Source organism: Bacillus sp. AFS017336 (genome assembly GCF_002555445.1).
Classification (GTDB): Bacteria; Bacillota; Bacilli; order Bacillales; family Bacillaceae_G; genus Gottfriedia.
Genome location: NZ_NUCO01000021.1, coordinates 98,170 through 115,618, shown reverse-complemented (window position 1 = coordinate 115,618; position 17,449 = coordinate 98,170). Strand labels below are relative to the sequence as shown.

Below are 17,449 nucleotides of genomic sequence, written 5' to 3'. Positions count from 1 at the left end.
CGAGAAAATACGGTGTTTTCTTAACTTCATATTTTTTTTATGGAAATTTTAAGCAAAAAATCAAGTAAGCCTATGAATATTATTCTAGTAAAATAGTAGTCATAACAACGTTTTATTTTATTTCTGTACTAAGACAGTGCTACCAAAAAAATCCTCATTTTTAGCTCCCCATTATTTCCCATAATTATGTCATGCGTTTTCATGCTAAAGTATTACTTGTACAGCGAGACGATAACCAAACAAATGGAGGAGAAAGAACATGAAAAAAATCGTAACTCTATCAACTGTGGCTGCTACTCTACTAGTAGGTGCTCCTGTAGGTGCCGTAAATGCAGCAACTATTACTAAGGATACAAATACAACTAAACCATATACACAAAATATCAATTTAAATGATACTTTATTCAATTATTTTAATCTACCAAACTTATCAACTACTAATGGTACTATTAAAATTGATTTAAATAAATTATTATCTAGCAATGGCATTGATATGAAGCAAATTCAAGATGCTATTAAGCAACAATTAGGACAAGCTTCAACAACTAAGCCAGCTAACCCAGGAACTACAACAAAACCGACTGTTCCTACAACACCGGCTAAACCTGCAACACCGGCTAAACCGACGGTACCAACTACACCATCTAAACCTACAACACCGTCAACACCATCAACTGATACGTCATCTAATACAGCATCATTATCAGCTTACGAATCAAAAGTAGTTGAATTAACAAATGCTGAACGTACTAAAGCTGGTTTAAAACCATTTACAGTTAATGCAACATTATCTAAAACTGCACGTTTAAAATCACAAGATATGACTGACAAAAATTATTTTGACCACAACTCTCCGACTTATGGATCACCATTTGATATGATGAAACAATTCGGAATCACTTATAGCTATGCAGCAGAAAACATTGCTAAAGGTCAAAAAACTCCTGAAGAAGTAGTTACTGCTTGGATGAACAGTGCTGGTCACCGTGCTAATATCTTAAATCCTAACTTAACTCAAATTGGTGTTGGTTATGATTCAAGATCAAATGCTTGGACTCAACAATTCATCGGTAAATAATAATTAGTATATAGTTTTTTAAAAGTAGTCCGTAAATCGGACTACTTTTTTACACATTAAGAAAGTATAAATCGGCAACTGTGAGGATCAGTCGACGTAGATGCCAATTTTAGGAATTAAGTATAAGTGCAACTACCCCTCTGTCTTCGCCTAAAAGGCTCGCCAATCGGCGAGTTTTCTTTATTATACAAAAATAATTTAATTTTATTCAAAAACTTATTAACGTACTAACTTTTTTAACAAATTTTCCATTGAAGATGAATCAATTACATCAATTGCAGAATTATTTTTTCGAACTCCTGAACCAAAATGAATTTCTTCTACATTCGTATATTCGATGAAATCTGAAATATTTTCAATTGATAAGCCACTTCCCGCTAAAATTTTTATATTCGAATTTTTTGTAAGTTCGACCATTTTTTTAATCGTTTCTTTTCCATCAATTGCACTAGCAACACCGCCTGAAGTTAAAACATGAGTAATCTCTGGATATTGCATTAATGTATTAATGGCCTCTAAAATATGAATTGAATCATCAATCGCGCGATGAAACGTAAAATTCATATTTTTCACACGAGCTGTTACCTTCTTTAAAAGTACCTCATCTATTGAATTTTCTTCAGTTAAAGCTCCAAAAACAATCCCTGTTGCTCCAAGTTCTTTACATACTTCAATATCATTTAGGATGACTTCTTGGTCATATGAATCATAAATAAAAGATCGGCTATGTGGGCGAATCATAACATGAACGGGAATTGATACATTTTGTATGACTTGCTTAATCGTAGCATAACTCGGTGTTAAACCACCCTCTTTTATTCCGGTAACTAGTTCGATTCGATTTGCACCAAACTTTTCTGCGTCTATCGCATCTTTTACAGTAGTTGCAATTACTTCTAATAACATTTAATTCATCTCACTTTTCGTTAATTATTTGCTGTATGTCCTTAGGAAATGGAAAAGATATTGATACTATTTCATCTGTAAAAGGATGCTTTAACGACACATTGCTTGCGTGTAGTCCTTGACGATTCAATATTTTTTGTTTTCCACCATATAATTGATCTCCTACTAATGGATAACCTAAAAAACTTAAATGAACACGGATTTGATGTGTTCTTCCTGTATCTAACTGACATTCTAAAACCGTTACATTTAGCTTTGAAATATAATTAATTTTTTTATAATGCGTAATGGCTTTATCACCTTTAGGTGAAACTCTTCTTCTAGTAGGATGATGTCTGTCTCTTCCAATGGCCTCATTAATTGTTCCTTTTGGTAATTTGACATTTCCTTCAACAATTGCAGTATATGTACGTTTTATTTTCCGCTGACTTAACATTGAATCTAGAATTGCACTACTCAAGGCATGTTTAGCAAATACGACTCCGCCAGTAGTGTCTTTATCAAGACGATGGATATGTCGAACTTTAGTTTTCAAGCCTTTATTTTGAAAATGAAAGGCTACACCATTTGCTAATGTGTTTAATTGTCCTATTTCATTTGGATGTGTGTCCATTCCATAAGGTTTATTTACTACCAATAAATGTTCATCTTCATAGCAAATCTCGATCGATTGCTCTTGTGGAGTAACTCCATAATCTTCTTCTATAAACAATCGGATTTCAACAAGGTCACCACTCTTTAGTTCCGTATTCCAAGGCTTAGCTTCTCCATTTATCTTACAGCCTTTTGCCATTCTTAATTCATGAAGCAACTTCTTTGGAAATTGCCATGCACTTTTCAAATACGACTCTACGGTTTGATTCTCATGCACTTTACTTATTTCAACCTTAAACCAAGGATTTTGATTCATAGTTTCCATTACTAATCACCACTTTCAATATGGCTATTATACCAAAATAAGATTAGTCAAAAAAGGAGCACCTTTCAGGTGCCCCTACGTTTACTAATTATTTAACAGCCTTTAAAAGCATTCATATAAACTTCTTCTAATTCCTTTACTAAAGGTAGTTTTGGATTTGCAGTTGTGCATTGGTCTTCGAAAGCACGATCAGCTAAATATGCTACTTTGTCTTTAAATTCTTTTTCAGATACACCTTGTGATTCGATACTCATATTTATATTTAATTCTTTCGATAACTTAATGACTGCTGTAATTAGACTCTCAACGCCTTGTTCTGTTGTCGTAGCTGGAAGTCCTAAGAAGCGTGCAATTTCTGCATATCGTTCATCTGCAATAAAATGCTTATATTTAGGGAAAGCAGTAAATTTAGTTGGTTTTTTTGCATTATATCTTATTACGTGAGGCATTAAGATCGCATTTGCTCTGCCATGTGGAATATGGAATTCCGCACCGATTTTATGAGCCAAGCTATGGTTAATTCCTAAAAATGCATTTGCAAATGCCATTCCTGCTATTGCTGATGCATTATGCATTTTTTCACGTGCTTCAGAATCATTTCCATCTTTATAAGCTCTAGGTAAATATTTAAATACTAATTTAATCGCTTGTAACGCAAGTCCATCTGTATAATCGTTCGCTAATACACTTACATAAGCCTCTATAGCATGTGTTAATACATCCATTCCTGTATCTGCAGTAATGCTTTTAGGAACTGTTGACACAAACTGAGGGTCAATAATTGCAACATCTGGTGTTAACTCATAATCTGCTAATGGATATTTTATATTATTTGCTTTATCTGTAATTACAGCAAAAGGCGTTACTTCTGATCCAGTACCTGATGTAGTTGGAATCGCAACAAACTGAGCTTTTCGACCTAATTTTGGATATTTATAAGCTCTTTTTCGAATGTCCAAGAACTTTTGCTTAGGTCCGTCTAAAGTAGTTTCTGGATATTCAAAATACATCCACATCCCCTTAGCAGCATCCATTGCTGAACCGCCACCAAACGCAATGATTGTATCTGGTTCAAATGCCCTCATTCTGTCTGCACCCTTCATTACAGTAACATCTGAAGGATCTGGTTCTACATCTGAAAAGATTTCAATCTGAATATTTTCTTGTCTCTTTTCTAAATAATATTTAATCACATCAACATAACCAAGTTTGACCATTGCTTCGTCAGTTACAATAAATGCTTTTTTGACATTTGGCATTTTTTCTAAATACTGTGTTGAATATTTTTCAAAATAAATTTTTGGTGGTAGTTTGACCCATTGCATATTCATATTTCTTCTTCCTAATTTTTTAATATTTAAAAGATGAACTGTAGTTACGTTTGTTGATACAGAGTTCTTACCGTGCGATCCACAGCCTAGTGTCAATGAAGGAATAAATGCGTTATATAAATCACCAATTCCGCCATGAGCTGAAGGAGCATTTGATATTACACGGCATGCTTTCATTCTCAATCCAAATTCTTTTTGAATTTCTTCATCACTACTGTGAATAACTGCAGAATGTCCTAATCCTCCAAGCTCTAACATTTCTTCACATCGTTTAAAGCCTTCTTCTTTGTCATTTACTTTGATTATTGCTAAAACTGGACTTAGTTTTTCTCTTGTTAAAGGTTCATTTGCACCAACATTGTCACATTCTACGATTAGAATTTTTGTATCCACAGGAACACTTACTCCAGCTAATTTCGCAATTTCATAAGCTGATTTACCGACAATGTCCCCATTAACAGCACAAGTTGTCTCGTTAATCACTAGCTTTTCTAATTTCTTTTTATCTTCTATTGTTGCAAAATAACAATTATTTGCTTCTAATTCTGCGTTTACCTCATCATAAATTTCTTCATCAACAATTACTGCTTGTTCAGATGCACAAATCATTCCATTATCAAATGTTTTTGAGAGTATTAGATCATTAACTGCACATTTGATTTCAGCAGATTTTTCAATATAACAAGGTACATTTCCTGGTCCAACACCTAAAGCGGGCTTTCCTGTACTATAGGCTGATTTAACCATGCCCGCTCCTCCAGTTGCTAATACAAGAGCTACGCCTACATGATTCATTAAACATTTTGTTGCTTCTATAGAAGGCACTTCAATCCATTGCACACAGTTCTCTGGAGCTCCAGCTTTAACTGCAGCATCACGTACTATTTTTGCTGCTTCTCTACTACAGTTTTGTGCTGAAGGATGGAATGCAAAAATAATTGGATTTCTAGTTTTAATTGCAATTATTGCTTTAAATAATGTTGTTGATGTTGGATTAGTTGTTGGAGTTACACCTGCAATTACACCAACAGGCTCTGCTATTTCAGTTATTCCTGTTTGCTGATCTTCACTTATGATTCCAACCGTTTTATTATCTTTTATTGAATTCCATATATATTCTGTTGCAAAAATATTTTTAATTATTTTATCCTCATAAACTCCACGCCCTGTTTCCTCAACTGCCATTTTTGCTAGTGGCATATGTTGATCCAAACCAGCTAGAACCATCGAATGTACGATTTCATTGATTTGTTCTTGATTAAAACTTTCAAATTCCTTTAATGCTTTTTGTCCTTTTACTACTAATTCATTTACCATTTCAGAAGCGCTACTAATTTCATTTACAATTTTTTCTTGAACAGCCATTTGGCTCTCCTCCTCTGATGATGGACAGTTAGATCCAATTAGGATTTAATACGTCCCATTTATCAATTTATATTGTGAAATATTTCACATTATCGTTTACAAATATAATATATATCCTTTTCATTGAAAATGCTATGTCTATTTTGTGAAATAATTCACAAATACTTATGTTTTTATTTGGATTTTTCATTTTTTTCTTTCTTTATCATATCCCTAGATTCAATCTTTGTAGATTTTTGTTAATTCTTTTCTTTTTTCAAATAATTTCGCATATGATAGAATTAAGAGTAAGTTCATTTGAACTTATTTTTCAACTGTTAGATTTTTCTAACAAAACTGGCAAAAAGGACGTGTAACCATGATTGCTCGAAGGAGCATTTGGCAACGTAAAGATTTATCCTACACTTAGCGGTTTTAATTTAGAGAACCAAAAGAACTCTAAAAATAAAACTGAAGGTAGGCGAAACTATGGTTGACAGGCGATTATGTTATTTCTTCAATGATATATAGCTTTGTAGTTAGAAAGGCAAAAAACTAACTACGAGCTCTATATGTACGTAGTTAGTTTATAACTTTACTTTTTAACTACTAACTACGAAAAGAGGAAATAACAATGAGTAACAATCGTTTGGGTGAGACCTTAATGATTTTATTTGGTTCATTTATTTTAGCCACTACACTTTACCATTTTCATTATCAAAACAATCTTGCTGAGGGTGGATTTATTGGCATTGCTTTATTAGTCAAAAATTCGTTTAATATATCCCCTTCAATTACAACATTAATTCTCGATATTCCGATTATCTTATTGGCAGGATTGTATTTAGGTAAAAAATTATTAATTAATACGACACTCGGCGCAATTTCATTTTCGGTGTTTTATTCTATAATAGAAAAAACATCACATTTTACATTTCATTTTGGAAATCATTTATGGATTCCCGCTATATTAGGTGGAATTTTCGCTGGACTTGGATTAGGGTTAATTCTTAGAAGTGGTGGAGCAACTGGTGGAGATGACTTAATAACAATCATAATGAGCAAAAAATCAAAAATTTCAATAGGTAAAGTATATTTTATATTTGATGCTGTGATTCTACTTTGTTCACTTAGTTATCTTTCATGGAATGAAGTAGGTTATACAATACTCTCAGTCGCTATTTGTGCAAAAGTAACTGAATTAGTATATGAAGGTAAAGTACAAAATAAATCCGTTGCAATTAAAACGAATGAAAAAAGATTACACGCTTAATGCGTGTAATCTTTTTTTGATTCTGAGTAGTCAACGAGTTCATTTAAAACATTTTCAGCAGCTAAATCATAAAGACAATCTTTAAAAAGGATTGCCAGTCTTCGGTAGTCATTATATTTATCTAATAGTTCGTCCACAGATGAGCCTTCTTCAATGCTTGTCTTATTTACTTCCTCTTGTTTTTTAGCAAACTTAATTGTAAATGTACCTAATTTCTCAAACATTGAACCGTAAAACTCATCAAAGTTTGATACACTTACTAATTCTTCTTCTTCGGCGTCAACTTGTAGACCATCAAATTCTCGTAAGAGTTCGTAAATAATGCTACTGTACTCATCATTTAAATAAATACTTTTTTCGATCCTGTATCCAATAACTCGATAGAAATGGCCATCGTTCTTTACAAATTGAACAGTATCATTTATTTTAAACTTAAAATACTTAAACATTGTACTTCACCCCTACCAATGTTGTCTTTTATCATACTATTTACAAAACACTATAGAAACTATACAACCAAAACTTGACAAAATTAAAAATACCAACGATTAATCAAGTATTCTTGATAATACTTAAGAAAATTGATAAATTATACATACAATAGCCACATTAATATTATCTTTTTATCATAATTTAGGAGGTGGATATTGCCTTGTTAGCTGAAAACGATAAACTTTTGATTTATGATTTAACTAGCTTAATGATTCGAGTTCGAAAAAACTGGCAAAAAACAGATGAGGAAGCTAAAAACCCCTTAACACCACCAAAATACTTACTATTGTATTTAATATATAAAAATCAAAAACTTTCCGCTTCAGACCTTGGAAAACAAATGGGTCTTTCTTCAGGTTCAATAACAACCGCTGTAAATAAATTGGTAAGTAATCATCTAATTACTCGTAAAAGAGATATCCGAGATCGCAGAGTGACTTGGCTGGAACTCACAGATGAAGGAAAACAAATTATTGAAGACATGTTCGACATTCGACAAGAGCTTTGGCTTACATTATTCGAAAAGCTATCAAAAGATGAAAGAGATCAATTCCATCTATTATTAAACAAATTAACTTCAAACTAAAAAGGCTATCTCAAATGAGATAACCTTTTTTTGTTTGATATAAGTCTAACTTTTACAGGAAAGTGAATATTATTTACCCGTTTTCAATTCAGTCCAATACTTATCATATAATTCTGTTTGTTTTCCAACATCTTTAATCCAACTAGTTGCATCTGTTTCTTGTTTTGTAACATTTATATAAGGATTTTGTTTATATTCTTCAGAATGATAAGGTCCTGATTTACTATTTGGATCTGCATATCCGATTGATTCATAATTTTTTGCACTTACTTTTGGATCATACATATAATTAATAAATTTTTCTGCTAAATCCTTTTGTTTTGCATCTTTAGGGATTGCCAATGTATCTGCCCATCTTGATGAGCCTTCTTTTGGTACAACCCACTTTACATCTTTAAGTTCTTTTTGAATATAAGCTGCATCACCTGACCATACTTGGCCAATCCATGCATCTTCTGTAATAAACTTTTGCTTTACTGTATCTGTGTCAAACGCTAATAAATTAGGTGTTAAAGTTTTTAAATTATTATAGGCTGTTTGAAGTTCATCTTTATTTGTGGAACTATTTGAAAAACCATTTTTAATTAATCCCATTCCAAATACTTCTCTATTATCATCTAATAAAGTAACGTGACCCTTGTATTTAGGGTTCCAAAGATCATCCCAACTATCGATGTTTTCTTTTACATATTTTGGATTGTAAGCAATCCCTGTTAGTCCTCCAGTATAAACAACTGAATACTCACCTTTTGGGTCAAATTCTTGATTCGTATATTCGGGAGAAATATTTTCTAAGTTTGGCATTTTATTTTTATCCAACTTAGCTAACATTTTCTGATGGATCATCAGTTTAACCATATAGTCTGAAGGCTGAATTACATCATAATCTGAACCACCAGCTTTTAATTTTGCATATAGCTCTTCATTACTAGCAAACACTTGATAATTAATTTTAACATCATATTTCTTTTCAAATGATTCCAAAACCTTTTCGTCAAAATTATCTGCCCAGCTATAAATATTTAATTCTTTTTTTCCTGCCGAACAGGCAGATAATAGCAAACTTACTAAACCTAAAGATACCATTAGTGAAGCAACTTTTTTAAATTTACTCATAATGCCTACTGACTACCTCCTTTAATCTTAAACTATATAGGATTTTTTCTCTGTTTTATTATTGATTCCTTTTGTACGATAAACTTCAGAAACAACCATTAGGAATATAATTGTAACGATTAAAATGGTTGAAATTGCATTTATTTCAGGTGTTACACCTTTTTTAACCATTCCATATATATAAATTGGTAGTGTAGTTGAACTTGGTCCTGAAACAAAAAAGCTAATAACAAAATCATCAATACTTAATGTAAAACATAAAAGTGCAGATGCAATTATTCCTGGCATAAGTGCCGGTAATGTAACAAATCTAAATGTTTGCCATGGTGTTGCACCTAGGTCACTTGCAGCATCCTCTAAATCAGAAGACATACCTGAAAGTCTAGCTGCTAAAAGAATAATTACATATGAAATACAAAAAGTGACATGTGCAATAATAATTGTGATACTACCTAATTCGATATGGAAATTTGTAAAAAGGATTAGTAAAGAAAGTCCCATTAAAATATCAGGAACTACGATTGGTAAGTAAACTAGTCCACTAATAAAACTCGAAAATTTATATTTATGCTTATGTAATGCTAAAGCACAAATCGTACCTAGAATTGTAGAAAGGATTGTCGTTATAATTGCGATCGTTAAACTATTCATTAAAGCATCAACAACTTGTGGATTCTTAAATAGATTTAAATACCAGTCAAATGTAAATCCAGACCACTGAGCATTAATCTTTGATTTATTAAACGAAAATAGTATTAAAATCAAAATAGGTAAATATAAACAGATCAATACAATTGTGGAAAATCCAATAAGTATCGGTTTTTTCATTTATTTCTCACCTCTACTTCTTTGAGCACCAATATTTTTAGTCGCTAAATAGTAAAGTCCAATTAAACCAATTGAAGTTAAAACTAAGAAAATTGAAAGTGCAGACCCAAATGGCCAGTTTCTTGCTGCTAAGAATTGGTTTTGAATAACATTACCTATTAATGCAACTTTCGAACCACCCATTACATCTGATACGACAAACATACCAAATGATGCAACAAATACTAAAATACTGCCTGCAAAAATTCCATTCATAGTCAATGGAAGTGTAACATATAAAAATGTCTGGAAAGGAGTCGCTCCTAAATCATTAGCCGCATCTAATTTACGTTTATCTAACTGTTCAATAGCGACAAAGATTGGTAATACCATAAATGGTAATAATGTATAGACCATTCCCATTATGACAGATGGAGTATTATATAGTAGTTGTAACGGCTCTTTTATAATTCCTAGATGGATTAACAAAGTATTAATGATTCCTTTTGAACGAAGGATGACAATTAAAGCATACGATCTAACTAAGAAATTAATCCAGAATGGAATCGTGATTAATAAAAGTAACATCCTTTGCCATTTTGCATTTACAACAGTAGCAGTATATGCATAAGGATAACCAACAAGTAGTGTAATTATTGTAGTAACTAAAGCGATCCAAAATGTAGTCCATAAAACTTCCAAATAAAGTGGATCAAAAACTTTAATAATGTTTTCTAAAGTAAATGTTTTTTCAATTTCTCCATACAAACCGTTTTTCATAAATGCAAATCCAAATATTAAAAGTAATGGTACTAGGAAAAAGACTAATAACCATATAATCGTAGGTGCAATTATGTATTTACCATTTCTCAATACATAATCACCTCATCTTCCGACTTCCAACTAATTTCAACTTTGTCGTTTCTCGAAAGAGATGTTTGGTCTGGCATTTGATAAACAACAATTGTTTGTTCTTGTTTATGTAAATCAATAAAAACTTTATTTAATGTTCCAACAAACTCAACATCTTTAATCGTACCTAAGTATTCGGTAAATTCATCAGTAGCAGGCGAAACTTTAATATTTTCAGGTCTAACTGCAATCTCTTTATCGCCTTTTTTAAAGAAGTTATTTTCACCTATAAATGTCGCAACAAATTTACTTGCAGGTTTTTGATAAATCTCTTTCGGTGTTCCAATTTGTTCGATTTTCCCATGATTCATTACGACGATTCGATCACTCATACTCATCGCTTCTTCTTGATCATGAGTAACATATATAAAAGTAATTCCTAATTCACGTTGAAGATTTTTAAGTTCTCTTTGTAAATCTTTGCGTAATTTAAAATCTAGTGCACCTAATGGTTCATCCAATAATAATACTTTTGGATTGTTCACTATTGCACGAGCAATTGCAACCCTTTGCTGCTGACCACCAGAAAGTTGGCTAGGCTTACGATTTCTAAATTCGGTTAATTGAGTTAGTTTCATTGCTTCATTAGCTCGAACTTTTTGTTCCTCTAACGAAACACCTTTCATTTTTAAGCCAAATTGAATATTTCGTTCAACGTTCATATGTGGAAATAATGCATAATGTTGGAACACTAAATTCATATCTCTTTTATATGGAGGCAAATTATTAATTGTGTCACCGTTTAACTTGATCAAACCTGATGTTGGTTCTTCAAAACCAGCAATCATTCTTAAAAGTGTAGTTTTCCCACAACCACTAGGACCTAAGATTGTTAAAAACTCTCCCGAATAAATTTCTAATGAAAGTGGGGATATAACACTATTTTCACTAAAACTTTTCTCGACTTGTTCAATTTCAATTATATTTTTCATTTTCGCGTCCCATCTATATTAATATTTTATTATTATGTAAAAAAGAATAAATTATTTTCAACATATAAAAAGCCCCTTTTGTCAAGGAGCTTAGAAACTAATCATTAACCTTTATTTTAACAATTTACGTATGAACCGTAAAGCGTTTTTTGTTGTATGATATCTAATTTTCAAGTCAATTTTTGTAGTTTGTAGTAGAACACTTTTATCATGAGTAAAAGCAGAAAAACTGTATTCACCGTGATAATTCCCGGTTCCACTTTCTCCAACTCCTCCAAAAGGTAAATTTGGATTTGCCATATGATAAAGTGTATCGTTTACACATCCACCACCAAATGGAACTTTTTCAATTACTCTTTTCGCTAAACTCTTATCTTCTGTAAATACATATAGTGCTAATGGCTTAGGATGCTGATTAATTTCATTTAATACTTCATCAACATTAAAATAGGAAAGAATTGGTAAAATAGGACCGAATATTTCTTCAGACATGATTGGCGAATCCCAATTTATATCAGTGATCAAGGTAGGCTCAATTTTATGATTTAACAAATCATAGTCTCCACCATGTACGACTTGACCATTTTTCAAAAAGTCAACCAATCGATTAAAATGGCGTTCACTGATTATTTTCGAATAATCATTATTTAACAAAGGCTTATCATTATAAAAATGAACAATTTCATTCTTTAGTGCATTTATAAATTCTTGTTTTACTGAATCATGTACATATATATAATCAGGAGCAATGCATGTCTGTCCTGCATTCGTAAATTTACCCCATACAATCCTTTTAGCTGCAATTTGAATATTTGCATCGCTATGAACAATTGTTGGACTTTTACCACCTAATTCGAGTATTAATGGCGTTAAATTTTTACTTGCTGCTTCCATAACAATTTTTCCGACCTGAACACTGCCTGTAAAAAAGATTAAATCAAACTTTTGTTGTAATAATAAAGTACTTTCTGAGATTCCACCTTCAACTACCGCAATATAGTCTTCATCAAATAACTCTTTAATTATTTTTCGAATTATTTTTGATGTATTTGGAGTTAATTCTGACGGTTTAATGACTGCTGTATTTCCTCCGATTATTGCCCCAATTAAAGGAGCCATTGCTAACTGAAACGGATAATTCCAAGGTGAAATTATTAACGTTACTCCATATGGTTCTCTGTAAATATACCCTTTTGTTCCAAAATGAGTGATTGGAGTTTTAACTTTTTTAGGTTTCATCCATTTTTCAATTTTTTTAATTGCTTCTGATATTTCTTTTAATGTAAATCCGATTTCAGTCATATAAGCTTCAAAATCAGATTTATTTAAGTCTTGTTTTAATGCCTGCTTTATTTCTTCTTCATTTTCGACGATTGATTTATATAGTTTCTTTAATTGGGTAATACGGTATTTAGACGTTTTCGTTATTCCAGTTTGAAAATATGCTTTTTGTTTATTTACTAATTGTGTAATTTCAGATGCTCTATATGTACTTTCCAAAATCATCACATCCTTTTAAAGTTGATTCGTTTAAACATATAATCTCATGCTAAATTAAAAACTCACATAAAGTCAATATTTCTGTGAATACTAATATCAATATAAACGAATGAAAGAATCGAATTATTAACTTTGTTAAGGAATTGTAAAGATATTGTAAATTTGTAAATTAATTAAACGTTTTTAATTGATTAATTTTAAAAACCAATTATTATTATTAACGTGGCCTTTACTTTTTTCGACATTTTTACATAGTTTCTGACATAAAAAAATTTTGATTAGTGGTGAAGGTGATAATAAATTATATGTTTTAGTTGGAGGAATCATAATGTTTTTTGGACCAAAAAAAGATGTATTCTTTGAAAAGCTTTTAGGGATCGCTGAGAACTTGGACGTTGCATCAAAGTATTACGTTGATTTTAAAATAAAGAATGCAAGTGACTTAAAGAAGTTTCAAGAAGAAATGAAAGATTATGAAACAAAAGGTGATAAGTTCATTCACTCTCTAATCGTTGAATTAAACAAAACTTTCATTACTCCAATTGAGCGCGAAGATATTTTACAACTTGCTATGAAAATGGACGATGTATTAGATGGATTTGAACATTGTTCTGCACGTTTTGAAATGTATTCAATTACATCAGCTGATGAGTATATGGTCAAATTCGTTGATATTCTACAAAAAGCTGTGGAAGAAATTTTACTTTCGGTTAAATTACTTTCAAATAAGAAATTACTTGAAATCCGTGTCCATGCAATAAAAATTAAAGATTACGAATCTCAATGTGATGAATTATTACGTTCTTCAATTAAACAATTATTTATGAATGAAAAAGATCCTATCAAAATTATACAGTACAAAGAAATCTACGAAGGTTTAGAATCTGTAGCTGATAGTGCACAGGATGTTGCAAACACTCTTGAGCAAATTATCATGCGAAATGCGTAAGGAGTTATAAAATGGAACATTTATTTTTACTTACGATATTAATCGTGATTTTTGCATTTTTATTTGATTTTATTAATGGATTTCATGATACAGCAAATGCTATTGCAACGTCTGTTTCGACAAAAGCCTTGAAGCCCCGTACTGCAATTTTAGTTGCAGCTATAATGAACTTCATTGGTGCAATTACATTTACAGGAGTAGCAAAAACAATTACTACTGGTATTGTTGATCCAATTACAATTCAAGGTGCAAATGGACTAGTTGTCGTTATTGCTGCCTTGTTAGGTGGGATTGTTTGGAACTTAGTAACTTGGTTTTTTGGTATTCCAAGTAGTTCTTCACATGCAATCATCGGTGCAATAGCTGGTGCTGCGATTTCAGCAAAAGGATTTCATGTTTTACAAGCAGATGGTTTTGTTAAAATTATTGAAGCATTATTAATTTCCCCTGTCATTGCAATTACGCTTGGATTTATCGTTATGACAATTTTAGCAACGATTTTCCGACGTTCTAACCTTTCTAAAACAAATAAAGGTTTTAGATTTGTACAAATACTTACTGCTTCATTACAATCATTTACTCACGGTACAAATGATGCACAAAAAGCAATGGGGATTATCATGATTGCTTTAATTGCTGCTAAAATTGAAGGACCAGGTGCTGACGTTCCATTATGGGTACGTATTGGTTGTGCAACAGCAATGGCAATTGGTACATCAGTTGGTGGTTGGAAAATCATTAAAACTGTTGGTGGAAAAATCATGAAAATACGCCCGATTAACGGTGCAGCAGCCGACTTATCTTCGGCCGCAATTATTTTCACATTTACTGCTTTACATTTACCAGTTAGTACAACACACGTAATTTCATCTTCTATTATGGGTGTTGGTTCTGCTCAACGTGTTAAAGATGTAAACTGGGGTACTGCTAAACGTATGATCATCACTTGGGTTATTACAATCCCAATTTCAGCAGTTGTTTCAGCTATCTTCTATCAAATTTTAAAATTAATCTTAATCTAATAATAAAAAAGGCGAACTCGTAACTACAGTTCGCCTTTTTTGTGTAGAAGGCCAAACCCAATTATATGTCTAACCTTCTTTAGTTTTTACATATATTCTCTTTTCCTTTTTGGTCTTGTTATATAAAAAATTACAACAAGTAGCAAAATAATCGAACCAGCGATTAAAAATGTATTTAATGAAAGTAATGTAGGTCGATTATATGATTTAGCAGCTAATAAATCTGTACTTAAAACTTTTTCGTTATTAGCCCAAACTTCAACCTCTCCTAGTTTTTGGTTTTTAGAAATTCCATTTTCCTTGTATTTCTCGCCAATTGTTGATGAGGGCTTTAATTTAATATCATAGTTTGTATTTGTCCCAAGAGCAGTTAAAAAAGCCAAATCTTTCGAAATTTTCGTTTGAATTAAGTTTTTACTTAATGTTACTTTTTTCTGCCAATCTGCTTTCTTAATTAACGTTTTTTTATGAATCCTTGAAAACGCGTATGAATCCATTAATTTAATATCCTGTAAATATTGCGGTTTCGAAGAGCGCAATAAAATATTAATAATCATTTGACCGTCTTTTTTGTCAATTTCAATTAAAGTGTTTCGAGCAGAATCTGTATATCCGGTTTTACCTGCATAAAAATATGGATTTTCAAACATTTTTCCGCGATTAAAAATATACACATTCTTTTGTTTAGATGTATTAATATGAGCATCTTTTGTACCCATTGCTTTTATAATTAACGGGTATTTTAAAGCTTCCTTTGTGATTAGGGCTAAATCATGTGCAGTCGTATAATGGTTTGTATTGGGCAGTCCATTTGGATTCATAAAATTTGTATGATAAGCGCCAATCTTTTTAGCTTTTTCATTCATCATTTTTACAAAATTATCCATACTCCCGCCAACTCGTTCACCGATTGCATATGCTAAATCATTTGCGCTCAAAATCATCATCGTTGTTAATGCCGTATTCCGATCTAACACTTCGCCTGTAGAAAAAAGTATTTGAGAATTGCTTTTTTCTTCTTGAATGCTTCTTTTTGTCATCTTAATTTTATCATTTTCATTTAAATGATCCATCATGACCATAGCAGTCATTATTTTAGTAGTACTAGCTGGGAAATCGACTTTATTGCTGTTCTTACTATATATAACTTCTCCATTATCAGCTAATATTGAAATAGCCTTATCACTAAATAGATTTAGTTCATCTGCATGTACAGTATTCTGCATAAAAAAACCACTAAATAAGCTAATACAAAGACATAATTTTATCATATTATTAAAAGTAGATTTCATATAAAAAATTAAATCTCCTTTATACTTTTTCATTTAATTTTTTCAATTCACCATACTATTTTCTAGTGTAAAATGGCACTTTAAAAATCAATAATGTCCCTATTATAACCTTTTCAAATTAATGTCTCAACTATACATAAAGTTGGAATAGTTTTTAAAAAATATCGGTTATTTCCCGGAAAATCGACACATTCCTACTACTTCGATTTCTCTATTTTTTTTAGCCCCTCCCTTTTGCTTAAAGGTGATAACTTTGTCTCTACTATAAATGATTCAACGGCTTTAGGATTAACATATGAGAATTCTCTCAATGCCCAGCCAATCGCTTTTTGAATAAAAAATTCTTTGCTTTCTGATAATAGTCTGCAGTATTTAAAAAGACGTTCTTGATCAGTTTTCTCTTTAAACTTCATTTGAAATAATAATGCTACTCTGTTTAACCACATATTATTAGAAGTAATCCACTTATTTGAGTACTCATCAATTAATTCAGGATATTTTAAAAAATGATAACTAATCAACCGTCCTGCTATTGTATCAACGGTATCCCACCAAGATTTTTCTACTACTAGTTGTTCATATAATGTGATCCGTTCAATTTCAGCTTTTTTATATTGGCGGTCTAAAAATGTTAATGCAATGTATTGAAACTCTCTTTCTTCAAAGCCCCAAATATTTATGATTGAGTTTAAACTTGGCGGCTCACCATAACTCTCTCGATATTGCCTCAATAAGGAATTTCGTTCTGGTGCTTTAATTCCTAAAAAAGTAAATTTGTTTTTCATATATGCTTCCATTACAGGTCGATTTTCATTGTTTTGATGCTCTTTAAAAAACTTCATTAACTCTGCAGAATAGTTGTCCAATTTCAACTCCCCTTAAATGTTCTAATTTTATTTATTCAACTTTAACGGGAAAAGCATTTCAATGTATTTCCTCTATTATAATAGAGGTTAAAGTTTAATGAAAAGACTATGAATCAAAATTGTG

At 31.5% G+C, this 17,449-nt stretch carries 15 protein-coding genes and 1 pseudogene; 5 read left to right on the top strand and 11 right to left on the bottom strand.

All coding sequences use genetic code 11. From position 1 onward, the window contains the following. Positions 1-259: 259 nt before the first annotated feature. Positions 260-1,078 carry a CAP domain-containing protein gene (locus tag CN601_RS27880; protein ID WP_306659823.1) on the top strand — a complete coding sequence of 273 codons (819 nt, stop codon included), beginning with the start codon at positions 260-262 and terminating at the stop codon, positions 1,076-1,078. Between the two features lie 219 nt (positions 1,079-1,297). Here CN601_RS27880 and CN601_RS12310 read toward each other — a convergent pair whose 3' ends face one another. The 3 genes from CN601_RS12310 to adhE all read right to left on the bottom strand — a co-directional run bounded on the left by CN601_RS12310 (position 1,298) and on the right by adhE (position 5,599). After that, a complete protein-coding gene (locus CN601_RS12310; RefSeq protein ID WP_098171223.1) occupies positions 1,298-1,984 on the bottom strand; it encodes a copper homeostasis protein CutC in 687 nt (228 codons plus the stop codon). A gap of 10 nt (positions 1,985-1,994) precedes the next feature. Beyond that, on the bottom strand, positions 1,995-2,903 hold the full coding sequence (locus CN601_RS12305; protein WP_098171222.1) for an RluA family pseudouridine synthase: 909 nt from the start codon (positions 2,901-2,903) through the stop codon (positions 1,995-1,997). Positions 2,904-2,995: 92 nt separating this feature from the next. After that, the gene (adhE, locus tag CN601_RS12300; RefSeq protein WP_098171221.1) at positions 2,996-5,599 is read right to left on the bottom strand and encodes a bifunctional acetaldehyde-CoA/alcohol dehydrogenase; all 2,604 of its coding nucleotides are present in this window, start codon (positions 5,597-5,599) and stop codon (positions 2,996-2,998) included. Positions 5,600-6,242: 643 nt separating this feature from the next. Between adhE and CN601_RS12295 the strand changes: the two genes are divergently transcribed. Continuing rightward, positions 6,243-6,851, top strand: a complete 609-nt coding sequence (locus CN601_RS12295) for a YitT family protein (RefSeq protein WP_098120643.1) — start codon at positions 6,243-6,245, stop codon at positions 6,849-6,851. A 250-nt stretch (positions 6,852-7,101) separates the two neighbouring features. Here the strand turns inward: CN601_RS12295 and CN601_RS28000 are convergent. Next, positions 7,102-7,300 (bottom strand): annotated as a pseudogene (locus CN601_RS28000) (histidinol dehydrogenase); the annotation flags it as partial. A gap of 203 nt (positions 7,301-7,503) precedes the next feature. Between CN601_RS28000 and CN601_RS12285 the strand changes: the two are divergent. Continuing rightward, positions 7,504-7,929 carry a MarR family winged helix-turn-helix transcriptional regulator gene (locus CN601_RS12285; protein ID WP_098171219.1) on the top strand — a complete coding sequence of 142 codons (426 nt, stop codon included), beginning with the start codon at positions 7,504-7,506 and terminating at the stop codon, positions 7,927-7,929. 69 nt (positions 7,930-7,998) lie between these two features. Here CN601_RS12285 and CN601_RS12280 read toward each other — a convergent pair whose 3' ends face one another. The 5 genes from CN601_RS12280 to CN601_RS12260 form a co-directional block, all read right to left on the bottom strand. Continuing rightward, entirely contained in the window at positions 7,999-9,045 is a 1,047-nt protein-coding gene (locus tag CN601_RS12280) for a polyamine ABC transporter substrate-binding protein (protein WP_098120560.1), read from the bottom strand. Positions 9,046-9,072: 27 nt separating this feature from the next. Continuing rightward, positions 9,073-9,873 (bottom strand): ABC transporter permease, encoded by an 801-nt coding sequence (locus CN601_RS12275; RefSeq protein WP_098120561.1) that lies wholly within the window; start codon positions 9,871-9,873, stop codon positions 9,073-9,075. Further along, complete coding sequence (locus CN601_RS12270) at positions 9,874-10,725, bottom strand: ABC transporter permease (RefSeq protein ID WP_098120562.1); 852 nt, start codon at positions 10,723-10,725, stop codon at positions 9,874-9,876. After that, positions 10,722-11,696, bottom strand: a complete 975-nt coding sequence (locus CN601_RS12265; RefSeq protein WP_098120563.1) for an ABC transporter ATP-binding protein — start codon at positions 11,694-11,696, stop codon at positions 10,722-10,724. The genes CN601_RS12270 and CN601_RS12265 overlap by 4 nt, the downstream gene beginning before the upstream one ends. A 111-nt stretch (positions 11,697-11,807) precedes the next feature. Continuing rightward, positions 11,808-13,196 (bottom strand): aldehyde dehydrogenase, encoded by a 1,389-nt coding sequence (locus CN601_RS12260; RefSeq protein ID WP_257131700.1) that lies wholly within the window; start codon positions 13,194-13,196, stop codon positions 11,808-11,810. A gap of 328 nt (positions 13,197-13,524) precedes the next feature. Between CN601_RS12260 and CN601_RS12255 the strand changes: the two genes are divergently transcribed. Further along, positions 13,525-14,145, top strand: a complete 621-nt coding sequence (locus CN601_RS12255) for a DUF47 domain-containing protein (RefSeq protein ID WP_098120565.1) — start codon at positions 13,525-13,527, stop codon at positions 14,143-14,145. Positions 14,146-14,156: 11 nt separating this feature from the next. Continuing rightward, positions 14,157-15,167 (top strand): inorganic phosphate transporter, encoded by a 1,011-nt coding sequence (locus CN601_RS12250; RefSeq protein ID WP_098171217.1) that lies wholly within the window; start codon positions 14,157-14,159, stop codon positions 15,165-15,167. An 86-nt stretch (positions 15,168-15,253) separates the two neighbouring features. Here the strand turns inward: CN601_RS12250 and CN601_RS12245 are convergent, their stop codons facing one another. Together CN601_RS12245 and CN601_RS12240 are read right to left on the bottom strand one after the other, a co-directional pair. Then, positions 15,254-16,393 (bottom strand): D-alanyl-D-alanine carboxypeptidase family protein, encoded by a 1,140-nt coding sequence (locus CN601_RS12245; protein WP_179865536.1) that lies wholly within the window; start codon positions 16,391-16,393, stop codon positions 15,254-15,256. Between the two features lie 263 nt (positions 16,394-16,656). Then, on the bottom strand, positions 16,657-17,301 hold the full coding sequence (locus CN601_RS12240; protein WP_098171338.1) for a DNA alkylation repair protein: 645 nt from the start codon (positions 17,299-17,301) through the stop codon (positions 16,657-16,659). Positions 17,302-17,449 lie beyond the last annotated feature (148 nt).